This window comes from Dongia soli (genome assembly GCF_034044715.1).
Classification (GTDB): domain Bacteria; phylum Pseudomonadota; class Alphaproteobacteria; order Dongiales; family Dongiaceae; genus Dongia_B; species Dongia_B soli.
Genome location: NZ_JAXCLW010000004.1, coordinates 63,383 through 76,200, shown reverse-complemented (window position 1 = coordinate 76,200; position 12,818 = coordinate 63,383). Strand labels below are relative to the sequence as shown.

Here is a 12,818-nt window from a genome sequence, read left to right as displayed (position 1 = left end):
GTGGGAAAGCATGAGGTGCCGGTCAACAGCCAGCACCTCACTTGTTATCGGGTCATCCGGCGTAACCAGCCCAGACCCTCGATCGTGCCTGCTCGCGGACGATACTCGCAGCCGATGAAACCCAGATAATTCAGCCGGTCAATTTCTCCGAAGAGAAAGGCATAGTTCAGCTCGCCTAAATCGGGTTCATGACGCTGAGGGACGCCGGCGATCTGAATATGCCCAATCAGCGGCATCAGCTCGCGCAGGGCAGTTGCGACATCGCCTCGCAGAACTTGCCGATGATAAATATCGAATTGCAGACGGAGGTTGGACCTGGCGGCGGCCGATAGGATTTCGCCCGCGAGGTCGAAATCGCGCAGGAAATAACCGGGCATGTCGCGCGGGTTGATAGGCTCGATCAGCAACTCGACGTCATGGCGCGCGAGGATGTCCGCAGCCCAACACAGATTCTCCAGATAGAGGTCGCGCAGTTTCGGATCGGTCGGATCAGCGCAGCCGCTCATGGCATGGATGCGGCGGACATTGGTCGCGACGATATAGGGAAATGCTGTTGCCACGGTATCGCGGAAAGCCGCCTGCCGGCCGGGACAAGCCGCGAAGCCGCGTTCACCTGCCGCCCAATCGCCCGGCGACAGATTAAAAAGCACCTGCGTCAGGCCGTTAGCCGAAAGCCTCTTTGCGATCTCATCCGGACGGTGATCATAGGGAAAGAGGTATTCGACCGCAGTAAATCCCGCATCCGCGGCAGCGGCGAAGCGGTCGAGAAAAGCCCATTCGGTGAACATCATCGACAGGTTTGCAGCAAAGCGGGGCATGCGGTCTCCTGAAAGGATAATTCGCCTAATTTCAAGTGGAACGCGAGAAATGTCGAGGCGATGAGTTTTGCGATAATGCCAAATGAGTTTTTTGGCGGGTAAAATCGCTTGGCCCAAAACTGGCAATACGACTATTGTTAATATGTCCCTATATGAACAGGCCTAAGGGAGAGCCTGAGGGATCCGAGAAAAATCAACAAAAAGGCCGCATCGGTCATGGACCGATGGGGCAAGCTCGCTGAATCGAAGCTGGGAGAGCCGAAATGGAACAAGACCTGAAAAAGGTTCATCCGTATTTGCCAACATTGCTGACCGATTACCGTACCGGCAAGCTGGACCGCCGTGATTTTCTGCGTACATCGACCTTGCTAGGCCTGTCCGCCGTCTCGGCCTATGCCTTGGCAGGCGGAATAGCGGAAGCCGATCCCGCCACGGGCAATCCGCTGGACACGCAGATTGCTGAAGCCAGCGGCGGGACCATCAGAATTTCGATGCGTTGTCCGGCCGTGGACAATCCTGCCACATTTTCCTGGGTCTATGATTCGAATATCGTCCGCCAGACCTGCGACTATCTCACCCGCACTGGCGTCGACAATATCACGCGGCCCTGGCTGCTGGAAAAATGGGAAGCCAGCGACGATCTAAAGACCTGGACTCTCTACCTGAAGAAGGGGGTCAAATGGTCGAACGGCGATGAACTGGTCGCCGATCACGTCGTTTGGAATTTGAGGCGCTGGGTCGACCCGGCGGTGGGATCGTCGGTCCTGGGCCTGTTCAAGGACATGCTGCTCACCGAATACGAAACCGGTGAAAAGGACGATAAGGGCAATCCCAAGAAGGCGAGCAAGCTTTATGCCGATAATGCGATCGAAAAGGTTGACGATTACACGATCAAGCTGAACGGCAAGACTCCGACCTTGGCGGTGCCGGAAAACCTGTTCCACTACCCTGCACTCGTGCTGCACCCTAGTGAGAACGGCAAGTTCGGCCCCAACTCGATCGGTACTGGTGCGTTCACGCTGGTCTCCTATGAGATCGGCAAGAAGGCGGTGTTCAAGCGCCGTGACGGTTATTGGGGAAATCCCGCAAAAATCGACAGCGTCGAATTCATCGACCATGGCGACAATGCTTCGGCCGCCTTGAACGCCTTGGCGTCCAAGCAGGTTCATGGCTTCTATGAGGCCCAGACCACGCAATATGCCGCGCTGAAGAAAATGAAGCATGTGGAGATTTATACGGTCGCCACGGGCCAAACGGCTGCCGCCCGCATGCAGCCGATTCATGAAACCTGGAAGGATCCGCGGATCGCCAAGGCCATGCGCCTGGCACTGGATACCAATAAGCTGCTGAAGGTCGCTTATCTCGGCCTGGGCGCACCCGGCGAACATCACCATGTCTGTCCGGTTCACCCGGAATATGCCGATGTCGGCTTCATGAAGCAGGATATCGCTGCCGCTAAAAAACTGCTGGCGGAAGCCGGTAAGCCTGATGGTTTCGAAACGGAGATCTTCTGCAAATCCGATCCCGATTGGGAACCGCTCTGCGTCCAGGCGATGGTCCAGATGTGGAAGGAGATCGGCGTCAAGGTGAAGATCAACGTGCTGCCCTCGGCGCAGTATTGGGACATCTGGAACCAGCCGGTGGCGCCTTTCGCCTTCACCACCTGGACGCATCGCCCACTTGGCACGATGGTCTTGGGCCTCGCCTATCGCACCGGCGTGCCCTGGAACGAGGCGCATTGGTCGAATAAGAGATTCGACGAGCTTTTGAACAAGGCGGAAGGGATACTCGATGTTGATAAGCGTCGGGTCGTCATGGCCGATATCGAAAAGCTGATGCTGGAAGAGGGGCCGATCTGCATTCCGCTCTGGCGCGCCTTCTTCACGCCAATGGACAAGAAAGTGAAAGGTTTCAAAGCCCATCCCACGGCCTATATGTTCGCTGAAGACTGGTCGCTTGAAGCCTAACATCAGCGCTCCCATCGCCGCCCTGCCCGACAGGTGGGGCGGCGATCTCGTCTGGATTTGCCGCGTCGGCCCGGATCGGCAATAATGGAGGGGCGGATTCTCGTCGCGCGATCGGCCGATTTTCGGCGCGGACCGGTGATGATGTCGAACGATGACAGAACGAAGAATGCGGCTGGTCTAAAACCAGCCTTGGTGAAGGATGGTATTGACGCATGGGGGCATTTGCAGCGCGACGACTTGCAGCTTTGATCATCACCATGATGGTCGTTTCGATGCTGATTTTCGCGGCTTTCGAGTGGACGCCGGGCCAGGTTGCCAGCAAGATGCTCGGTCCCTTCGCAACGCCTGAGCAGGTCGAGTTGCTGACCGAACAAATGGGATTGAACCGGCCGGCGCCGGTGCGTTACATCGAATGGGTCGGCAATGTCCTGAGGGGCGATCTCGGCTATTCAACCTATTTCAAAACTGACGTCAACAACATCATCTGGGACCGGCTTGGCAATACGTTGCTGCTGGCGTCAATCGCGTTTGCGATCATCGTTCCGTGCTCGATCATTTTCGGCGTCGCCGCCGGCATGCGCGAGGGATCGAAGCTCGACCGCAGCATCTCCGTGCTCAGCATTGTGACGACCTCGGTGCCGGAATTTGCCTCGGGCGTGTTTCTGGCAACAATCTTCGTGATCATCCTTGGTTGGTTGCCAGGTGCATCCACTTTGGAAAGCGGCGGCGACTGGTCGATTGCGTCGCAATTGGTGCTGCCGGTTGCCGTCATGGTCCTGTTCGATCTTGGCTACGTGGTGCGCATGGTGCGCGCGGCGATGGTTGATGTCATGATGAAGCCCTATATCCGCACCGCCGTGCTGAAGGGACTCAGCTTCCGTAAAGTCGTGCTGGGCCATGCGCTGCGCAATGCCATGGTCGTGTCGCTCACGGTTATTCTGTTACAGATAAATTACCTGATTGCCGGTGTGGTCGTTGTGGAAACGATTTTTGCCTATCCTGGCTTCGGCCATATGATTCTCGAATCGGCGCTGTCCAAGGACACGGCGACGGTCGAGGCGGCTACCTTGATCATCGTCCTGATTGTCGTCGTCACCCAGATCGCCGGCGATCTCGGCTATATGTGGCTCAATCCGCGCATCAGGTTCAAATAAGATGGTTCAGGCCGAGCAAGCATTGAAAGTGAAGTCGAGTGGCCGGTTCTGGCGACGTCTCAAGCTGTTGACCGAATCACCGATCGGCCTTGCCGGCGCGGTGCTGGTGCTGTTCTGGGTGTTCGTGGCGATCTTCGCACCCTGGCTGGCGCCCTACGATCCGAATGCCAATAATTACGAGGCTCTGGCCGATCCGCTGCCCAACGATATGTTCCTGCTGGGGACCGATAACCAGGGACGCGATATCCTCTCGCGCATTATCTGGGGCTCGCGGACGGTTCTCATCGTGGCGCCAATCGCCACCTTCTGTGCTTATGTCGTTGGTTGTACTCTCGGCCTGCTGTCGGGATATTATCGCGGCTGGGTCGATGCGGTGATCAGCCGGCTGACCGATATCCTGCTCTCTTTTCCGGCGATCGTTCTCTACATCCTGATCATCATGCGACTGGGGCCCTCTGCGATCAATGTCATCGTCGCGGTGATTTTCGTTGCCTCGCCGCAAATCATCCGCATCGTTCGCGGCATTACGCTGGAACAACGTGAGCTCGATTATGTGACGGCCGCAAAGATGCGCGGCGAATCCGCGATCTATATCATGCTGGTGGAAATCCTGCCCAATACGCGCGGCCCGCTGATCGTGGATAGCTGCCTTCGCATGGGCTATACGACGATCCAGATCGGCGTTCTCGGTTTCCTCGGCCTCGGCCTGCCGCCGCCCGATCCTGATTGGGGCGGCATGGTGCAGGAGACTTACGGCATGATGTCGACTTGGCCGCATATGTCACTTTATCCCGCAATCGCGATTTCTTCGCTGGTGGTTGGATTCAGCCTGCTGGCCGACGGCCTGCGAGAAATCAGCCTGCGGGATTGAGGAGGTAGGATGACCAATCCAGCAAGTTTGCGACAGACAGCGACGGTTGCCCGGCCGATTCTGGAATTGCACGACGTCAAGATCTCCTACGTTACGCGCGCAGGGCGGATCGACGTCGTGCCCGCACTCAACTTCTCTTTGGCCAAGGGCGAGGCTTTGGGTCTGGTCGGCGAATCCGGCTGCGGTAAGTCCACCGTCGCCTATGCGATCATGAAATATCTCGGTGGTGCCGGACGCATCACCAATGGCCAGATCCTCTTCAACGGCCAGGACATGGCCAGGATGAGCGAAGATGAATTGCGCCGGATTCGCGGCAGCAAGCTCGCCATGGTCTATCAGGATCCGATGAGCAGCCTCAATCCCACCATGCGGATCGGCCGGCAACTTGAAGAAGTGCCGATGCTGCATATGAAGGTCAGCCGGGAGGAAGCGCGGCAACGGGCCATCAAACTGCTTGGTGAGGTCAACCTGTCTGATCCGGAAATGATCATGGAGCGTTATCCGCACCAGCTTTCCGGCGGTCAGCAGCAGCGCGTCGTCATCGCCATGGCCTTGATGGCGGAGCCCGATCTGCTGGTGATGGATGAGCCGACGACCGGCCTGGATGTGACCGTTGAAGCAGCGGTGCTCGACCTGGTGGCACAATTGCGTCATAAGCACGATACCGCCATCATTTTCATCAGCCACAATCTCGGCACCGTCTTGCGGGTCTGCGACCGGGTCGGTGTCATGTATTTTGGCGAGCTGGTGGAAGAGGGACCGATCAGGGAAGTCTTCGCCAATCCGCGGCACCCTTATACACGTGGTTTGCTCGACAGCATCCCAACCATGGGGGCTGACAAGCATTCCCGTCGCCTGAGCCCGATTGCGGGGCAAGTGCCATCCGCCTTGGCTCGGCCCGTGGGATGTGGCTTTGCCGCACGCTGCTCCTTCTGTGAGCCGGCGGCCTGTACAACTGCGCCCATCCCGACGCTCCCTATTCCGGGCGAGGCGCACCACGAGGCAAAATGTGTGCGCTTGGCTGAACTGCCGCCGCATCGCCGCTTCCAGGTGGTGCAGGGAGAAGCCATCTCCGAGACCGCCAAGACGGGCGAAAATGTCCTGACAATCGATCATCTCTACAAGATCTATCGACCGTCCGGGACGATCTTCGACAGCAAGCCGGCGGAAGTTCGTGCCTTGACCGATATCGAGCTTACGGCGGAGCGGGGGAGAACCCTGGCGATCGTCGGCGAATCCGGCTGTGGCAAATCTTCGCTCGCCAAGGTGCTCACGGGGATTGAAGTTGCGACCCAGGGCAAAGTCAAGCTGATCGATTGGGAGATTGGCCATATCCCGGTGGAGAAGCGCAGCCAGGCGCAGAAGAAATCCATCCAGATGGTGTTCCAGAATCCCGACAGTACCCTCAATCCGAGCCACACTGTCGGCTTCGCGATCCGCCGCGCCCTGCAGCGGCTGCGCGGCATCACCGCCTCGCAGGCAAAGACGCAGGCGGCCGAATTGCTGCGGCTGGTCAATCTGCCTATGGAATTCGTCAATCGCCGGCCACGGCAACTCTCAGGCGGCCAGAAGCAGCGCGTGGCCATCGCCCGTGCCTTGGCGGGTGACCCGGCGTTGATCATTGCCGACGAGCCGGTCTCCGCCTTGGACGTCTCGGTCCAGGCCGCTATCATCAATCTGCTGATTGATCTGCAGGAAAAGCGCGACGCCACGCTGGTTTTCATTTCCCACGACCTCTCCGTGGTGCGCTTCCTGGCGGATCATGTGGCGGTGATGTATCTCGGGCGGGTGGTGGAATACGGCACGGTCGAGCAGGTATACGCACCCCCCTATCACCCTTATACGGAAGCGCTGCTCTCCGCGGCGCCGGTCGCCGAAGTGGGCAAGGAGCGGGACCGCATCATTCTCGAAGGGTCTATTCCCAGCGCGACTAAGCTTATCCCGGGCTGCCCCTTCGCCTCGCGTTGCCCGCGCAAGCTGGGCGCCGTCTGCGATGATCAGCCGCCACCGGAACATGTAACACAGCAGGGCCATCGCATTGCCTGCCATATTCCGTTGGAAGATCTGGCGAAGTTGAATACCAGGGCAGCGGAATAGACGATAACAACGCATAAGCCGGCTGCATCCGTCATCATTCGGGGGGCTTCCCATGAGTGTGTTTCATAAGTCGGCGGTCGATCGGCCGAAGCTGCGCGCTTACCGGTTGGAACGCATTCGTCAACAATTGCGCCGGCGCGATTATGCCGGCATTTTGCTGATGGATCCCATCAACATCCGTTATGCGACTGACGTCGCCAATATGCAGGTCTGGGTGCTGCATAATAAAACCCGCTATGTCTTCATCGCGACGGACGGGCCGGTCATCCTGTTCGACTATGCGGTCGCCACCCATCTCAGCCAGGATGTCGAGGTGATCGACGAAACCCGGCCGGCGATCGGGCATACCTATTTTTCCAATGGGCTGCGTCAACGCGAGAAAATCGACAATTGGGCGCTTGAAATCACCGATCTGGTGCAGCGTCACGGCGGCCGCAACAAGCGTCTCGCGATCGACAAGCTCGACCCGCAGGCCAGTTTCGCCTTGGCCCGCCTCGGCGTTGAGATCACCGATGGCGAGGAAGCCATGGAGCATGCCCGTGCGATCAAAAGCGATGAAGAGATTGTCGCTATCAGGGAATCGATCGCGGCCTGCGAAGCGGGGATTGCGGCGATGTACTGGGCGATGCAGCCCGGTATGACGGAAAACGAGCTTTGGGCCTATTTACATAAGGCTAATATCGAGCGCGGCGGTGAATGGATCGAGTGCCGCCTGCTGGCTTCCGGTGCGCGGACAAATCCTTGGTTTCAGGAATGCTCCGATAAAGTGATTGAAAAGGGCGATATGGTGTCCTTCGACACCGATCTCATCGGGCCGAATGGCTATTGCGCCGATATCTCGCGGAGTTGGATATGTGGCGCGAAGGCCAGTGACGAGCAGCATCGGCTGTATCAGACCGCGCTCGACAATCTGCATCATAACCTGGCGCTGGTGAAAGCTGGCCTCAGCTTCCGTGAATTCACCGAAAAAAGCTTTCATTTAAGCGCGGAATTCGTCGATCGGCGCTATTCCTGCATCATGCATGGCGTCGGCCTGTGCGACGAATATCCCTTTGCCGTTTACCGGGAGGATTATGCCAAGCATGGCTTCGATGCGCCGTTCGAAGCAGGCCAGACCGTTTGCATCGAAGCGCTGATCGGCGCAACAGGCGGCAAGGAATGCGTGAAGCTGGAACAGCAAATCCTGGTGACCGAAACTGGTTATGAGCTGCTGTCGACCTGTCCTTTGGGTTTGCTGCCGGATTATTGACGGGCTCGCCCGAAATCGTTTCTGCTTTAATGAGGAAAACTCCGGCGCCGTTTGATTTTTTGGTGCGTTGTGGCCGTCGCGTTTCTATGCAAACTCGGCCCGGATCAAGGCCTTGAATAGGCCAATTTTCACGGGAGTTCTCCATGAAGACCCATACCAGGGCAGTCGTCATCGGTGGCGGTGTGGTCGGCGTCAGCGTTCTCTATCATTTGGCCAAGCTCGGCTGGTCGGATGTCGTGCTGGTCGAGCGCTCGGAACTGACATCCGGCTCGACCTGGCATGCGGCGGGTGGCATGCACACGATCAACGGCGATACGAATATGTCGTACCTGCAGTCTTACACGGTGAAGATCTACGAAGAGCTCGAGCGCGAGAGCGGGCTTTCCTGTGGTATTCATCGGGTCGGCTGCCTCTATGTGGCCGCTAATGAGCAATGCTATGATTACTTCAAGATGGAGCGGGCCCGTGCCCGCCATCTCGGCCTTGATCTCGAATTCGTCTCGATGGATGAGGTCAAGAAGATCAATCCGCTGATCGAGACCAAGCATTTCATCTCGGCGCTCTTTGATCCCAATGACGGTCATGTCGATCCCAGTTCGGTTACCAATGCCTATGCCAAGGCGGCCCGTAACAAGGGCGCGGAGATCTACCGCAACACACCCGTTATCGAGCTGAAGCCGACCCCCTCCGGCGGCTGGCTGGTGGTGACGTCCCAGGGCACGATCGAGACCGAGGTGGTGATCAATGCGGCCGGCCTCTGGGGGCGCGAAGTCGGCGCGCTGGTCGGCCTCAACCTGCCGATCATGCCGATGGAACATATGTATGTCGTCACCAACGAGATCCCCGAAGTGGCTGCCCTGGGGCAGGAGATTCCCATGTCGATCGATTTCGACGGGGAAAGCTATCTGCGCCAGGAAGGCAAGGGGCTCCTGATCGGCACTTATGAAAATGCGGCCAAGCACTGGTCGGTCGATGGCACGCCGCAGAGTTTCGGCCATGAGCTCCTGGAGAATGATCTCGACCGGATCACCGATGCGATGGCCGTCGCGATGGAGCGTTATCCTTGCCTGGTTGAAGGCGGCATCAAGCGCATCATCAATGGCCCCATGATCTTCGCCCCGGATGGCAATCCGATCATCGGTCCGGTGCGCGGTTTGCGGAATTATTTCGTAGCGACTGGGGTCATGGCCGGCTTCAGCCAGGCCGGCGGTGTCGGCCTCGCCGTTGCACAATGGGTGATCGATGGCGAGCCGGGCATGGATGTCTTCGCCATGGATGTCGCCCGCTTCGGCGATCACGTGAATAAGAGCTATGTGCTGGAGAAGACGATGGAAAACTATCGCCGTCGCTTCACCATCACTTGCCCGAATGAAGAGTTGCCGGCGGCACGGCCGCTGAAAACCAGTCCGGTCTATGACAAGCTGAGAGCGGAAGGGGCGGTCTTCGGTGCCGCCAATGGCTGGGAATATCCCCTGTGGTTTGCGCCGAAAGGCGTCGATCCGGTGGAGAAGCCGAGCTTCCGGCGCTCCAATGCCTTTCCCCATGTGGCGGCGGAATGCAAGGCGGTGCGAGAACAGGTCGGCCTGTTCGAGACTTCCAGCTATGCGAAGTTCGAGGTCACGGGCAATGGCGCCTCGGCCTTCCTCGATAAGCTGATGACCAACAAACTGCCGTCGAAGGATGGTCGTGCGGGTCTTTGCCCGATGCTGACGCCCAAGGGCCAGGTGTTGGGCGATCTGACGGTGACGCGTCTTTCGCCGGAGCGCTATCTGCTGATCGGCTCACCGACCGCCACGGAATATTATATGCGCTGGTTCCAGTCGCACCTGCCAGCGGATGATAGTGTGGCAGTTCGCGATGTCACGGCGGATTGGATGGGCTTCTCGTTGACTGGCCCGAAGACCCGCGAGGTCCTGTCCCAACTGACAACGGAAGACCTCTCACATGCGGCTTTCCCCTTCCTCGCGGCGCGGCAGATGACGGTCGGGCTCGCAAAGGCCCTGGTGATCCGTGTCTCCTTCACCGGTGAGCTCGGTTTCGAAATCTATTGCGAGCCGAAGTTCCAGCGCCACATCCTCGACCGGCTGTGCGCGGCTGGGGCTGCACATGGCCTCAGGCTGTGCGGCGTGCGCGCGCTCAATTCCCTGCGTCTGGAAAAAGGCTATGGCTCCTGGGGCCGGGAATTCAGCATCGACTACAATGCTGCGGAAGCCGGGATCGAAAAACTCACCAAACTCGACAAGGGTGAATTCATCGGCCGTGATGCGGCAGCAGTGGCTTTCAAGGCGGGCGCCAAGCGCAAGCTCGCAATCATGGCCGTGGATGTCGCCGAGACCGATCCCATCGGTAACGAGCCCGTCCTGCAGAATGGCAAGGTGATCGGCCGCCTCACCTCGGCGGGTTACGGTCATACCGTCGGCACCGCCATCGCGCTCTCTTATCTGCCGGTCGAACTGGCGAAACCCGGCAGCAAGGTGGAGATCGAAGTGCTCGGCGAGATGCGGCCGGCGACGATCCTTGCCGAACCCCCCTACGACCCCAGCGGTGCGCGCATGCGGGCCTGATCATCAGATCTTAGTCCGGGGGCACCGAGCGAAGGAGGCGCGATTCACCTCCACGCTTCCCCAGAGAGCGCGCATCCTAGCTGCAACAACTCGTTGCCACCCTCGGACTTGATCCAAGGGTCCATGGCAGAGGCCAACCACGATGCCAGGCAAAGATGATCGGGCCCGATACCACTGGTGCAACCGGATGACATTCATCAGCTGCCACGATGGACCCTCGGATTAAGTCCGAAGGTGGTAAGCGGGGAATGGTGGGCCATGTGCGAGGGCAGTTGGTTGCGACGCGTTGATGGCCGGATGTCCGCTGTCATCGCACAGCGCCAAACCTGAAGCCGCGGCCGCATCTCAACGTTTCAATGCGAACAGACAAACGCCTCCCGACATCTTATGATGTGGCGCAGCAAGCGGATAACCGAAGTCCGCGCAAAGAGAGCCGGGAGAAGCAATGAACGCCATCATGAAACCGATCGTCCCCAGCGACCGCCAGGTCGCCAATATCAAAACAGCCGACTACAAAACCTTTGTGATCGATGGCGAGGAAGTGCCGGGCCATAGCTATCTGCAATTCGACGATACGTTTCCGGAAGGTGCCGGCTTCACCATCTATCGCATGGCGCCCGGCACGCAGAGCATCCCCCATGAACATACCTGCCACGAGCAGTTCTTCGTCATCGAAGGCGAGCTGATCGATAACGATGGCTATGTCTATAAGGCCGGTGACTTCGTGTGCCTGAAGGAAGGCACGCAGCACAATTCCTACACCAAAACCGGCGTGACCCTGGCGCTCTTCATCCGCAGTTTGGAACGGAATCTGTGAAGGGGAGCTGCCGGCCAACGACTGCCGGCAGCTTTCCCGGTCAGGCGCTCAGTACCTGCTTGATAGCATGGATTGCCGCGAGCACTTCGCGGGCGCGCGTTTCGTTGAGGAAGTCCGGCCAGCTTGAGAGCTTGACCATGACGAAATCGGCATCGGGATCGATATAGATGCACTGGCCGAAGACCCCACGGGCCATATAGGCGCGGCGCGAGGCATCCTCGATCCAGAACTGGTTTTTGTAGGCGCCTTTCGGCAGGACATTGCGGTAATCGCCGAGGAACTTCTCGTGATCGCCCTGGCGCGTCGCCGCAATCCACTCATAAGGGACGATCTGGCGACCATTGAAGAAGCCGTGCTGGGCATGCAGCAGGCCGAACCGGGCATAATCTCGCAAAGTGGCGTTGAAGCCGCCATCGGCCAGGGCATAGCCGGCATGATCGACGGTGAAATAGGCGTCTTCTTCGGCGCCGAGCGGTGCCCAGAGCTCACGGCTGACGATATCCGGCAGACGCATGCCGGTAACGCGTTCCATGGTGAAAGCGAGAACGTCGGTCTCGATGGAGCGATAGCGGAAGGAGGCGCCGTGCTCGCATTCCTTCTTCTTCAGTCCTAGGATGACTTCCCACATGGTTTTCGGCCAGTCGGGATTCTTGGCGGGCTTCCAGCCGCAGGCGACATCCACCTTGGCGATATCGGAATCCAAAGCGGTATAGGTTTCATCGAAGACGACACCGCTGGTCATGTTCAGCACATGCTGAACCTTGGCGCCGCGATAGGCGGTTGCGTCCAGTTCAGGCAAGTAGTCGGTGACCAATGCCTCGGGGTCGATCAAGCCGCGGCCGATCAGGATACCCATGACTGTGCCGGTCACCGATTTGGCGACCGATTGCGAGAGATGCGGGGTCCGCTCGGTCATGTTGTTCATGTAACGCTCGGCGACGATAGCGCCGCGATGCAGCACGATGAAACCATCGGTGTAACTGCTTTCCAGAAAGCCACCGATGCTCCGCTTTTCGCCATCGAAGGTATAGGCGATCCGGTCGAGGTCCTGAGCGGCGCGCGGCAGAATGCTGGCGGGACCGGCACCGCGCCAGACCGGGGCCGTCGGCGTCAACTCACGGACATGCTGAAAGGTCCAGCGGTTCCAGGGGGCGCGGTCCCAGTCTTCACGCGGGATGATCGCGCCGGTGGATTGCATACCGATCGGTCCGGTCTTATCGCTACTCATTCTTACTCCCCTTACTTTAGTCCCTGCGGCAGCGTCCCGCTGGCATTCAAGGA

Annotated in this window: 9 protein-coding genes; 7 read left to right on the top strand and 2 right to left on the bottom strand. The window is 58.7% G+C overall.

The window, feature by feature from the left end; genetic code table 11:
* Positions 1-44: 44 nt before the first annotated feature.
* Positions 45-818: a 2-oxo-tetronate isomerase gene (gene otnI / locus SMD27_RS15160; RefSeq protein ID WP_320509255.1), complete on the bottom strand. Its 774-nt coding sequence runs from the start codon at positions 816-818 to the stop codon at positions 45-47.
* A gap of 263 nt (positions 819-1,081) precedes the next feature.
* On the opposite strand from otnI, the gene SMD27_RS15155 reads away from it, so the two are divergent.
* The 7 genes from SMD27_RS15155 (at position 1,082) to SMD27_RS15125 (ending at position 11,537) form a co-directional block, all read left to right on the top strand.
* Positions 1,082-2,785, top strand: coding sequence for an ABC transporter substrate-binding protein (locus tag SMD27_RS15155; protein ID WP_320509254.1), 1,704 nt, complete (start codon positions 1,082-1,084; stop codon positions 2,783-2,785).
* Between the two features lie 212 nt (positions 2,786-2,997).
* Positions 2,998-3,939, top strand: coding sequence for an ABC transporter permease (locus SMD27_RS15150; RefSeq protein ID WP_320509253.1), 942 nt, complete (start codon positions 2,998-3,000; stop codon positions 3,937-3,939).
* 1 nt (position 3,940) lies between these two features.
* Positions 3,941-4,810: an ABC transporter permease gene (locus SMD27_RS15145; RefSeq protein ID WP_320509252.1), complete on the top strand. Its 870-nt coding sequence runs from the start codon at positions 3,941-3,943 to the stop codon at positions 4,808-4,810.
* Between the two features lie 9 nt (positions 4,811-4,819).
* Positions 4,820-6,907: an ABC transporter ATP-binding protein gene (locus tag SMD27_RS15140; protein ID WP_320509251.1), complete on the top strand. Its 2,088-nt coding sequence runs from the start codon at positions 4,820-4,822 to the stop codon at positions 6,905-6,907.
* Positions 6,908-6,959: 52 nt separating this feature from the next.
* Positions 6,960-8,156, top strand: a complete 1,197-nt coding sequence (locus tag SMD27_RS15135) for a M24 family metallopeptidase (RefSeq protein WP_320509250.1) — start codon at positions 6,960-6,962, stop codon at positions 8,154-8,156.
* A gap of 143 nt (positions 8,157-8,299) precedes the next feature.
* Complete coding sequence (locus SMD27_RS15130) at positions 8,300-10,720, top strand: GcvT family protein (RefSeq protein WP_320509249.1); 2,421 nt, start codon at positions 8,300-8,302, stop codon at positions 10,718-10,720.
* Positions 10,721-11,165: 445 nt separating this feature from the next.
* Positions 11,166-11,537, top strand: coding sequence for a cupin domain-containing protein (locus tag SMD27_RS15125; RefSeq protein ID WP_320509248.1), 372 nt, complete (start codon positions 11,166-11,168; stop codon positions 11,535-11,537).
* 40 nt (positions 11,538-11,577) lie between these two features.
* On the opposite strand, the gene SMD27_RS15120 is transcribed toward SMD27_RS15125, so the two are convergent.
* Positions 11,578-12,765: a serine hydrolase domain-containing protein gene (locus tag SMD27_RS15120; protein WP_320509247.1), complete on the bottom strand. Its 1,188-nt coding sequence runs from the start codon at positions 12,763-12,765 to the stop codon at positions 11,578-11,580.
* Between the last annotated feature and the right edge of the window lie 53 nt (positions 12,766-12,818).

Bases quoted from the DNA above. Each gene is read 5' to 3' on its own strand.
- SMD27_RS15135 (WP_320509250.1), top strand. From the start codon at position 6,960: ATGAGTGTGTTTCATAAGTCGGCGGTCGATCGGCCGAAGCTGCGCGCT.
- SMD27_RS15120 (WP_320509247.1), bottom strand. From the start codon at position 12,765: ATGAGTAGCGATAAGACCGGACCGATCGGTATGCAATCCACCGGCGCG.
- SMD27_RS15145 (WP_320509252.1), top strand. From the start codon at position 3,941: ATGGTTCAGGCCGAGCAAGCATTGAAAGTGAAGTCGAGTGGCCGGTTC.
- SMD27_RS15155 (WP_320509254.1), top strand. From the start codon at position 1,082: ATGGAACAAGACCTGAAAAAGGTTCATCCGTATTTGCCAACATTGCTG.
- otnI (WP_320509255.1), bottom strand. From the start codon at position 818: ATGCCCCGCTTTGCTGCAAACCTGTCGATGATGTTCACCGAATGGGCT.
- SMD27_RS15130 (WP_320509249.1), top strand. From the start codon at position 8,300: ATGAAGACCCATACCAGGGCAGTCGTCATCGGTGGCGGTGTGGTCGGC.
- SMD27_RS15125 (WP_320509248.1), top strand. From the start codon at position 11,166: ATGAACGCCATCATGAAACCGATCGTCCCCAGCGACCGCCAGGTCGCC.
- SMD27_RS15150 (WP_320509253.1), top strand. From the start codon at position 2,998: ATGGGGGCATTTGCAGCGCGACGACTTGCAGCTTTGATCATCACCATG.
- SMD27_RS15140 (WP_320509251.1), top strand. From the start codon at position 4,820: ATGACCAATCCAGCAAGTTTGCGACAGACAGCGACGGTTGCCCGGCCG.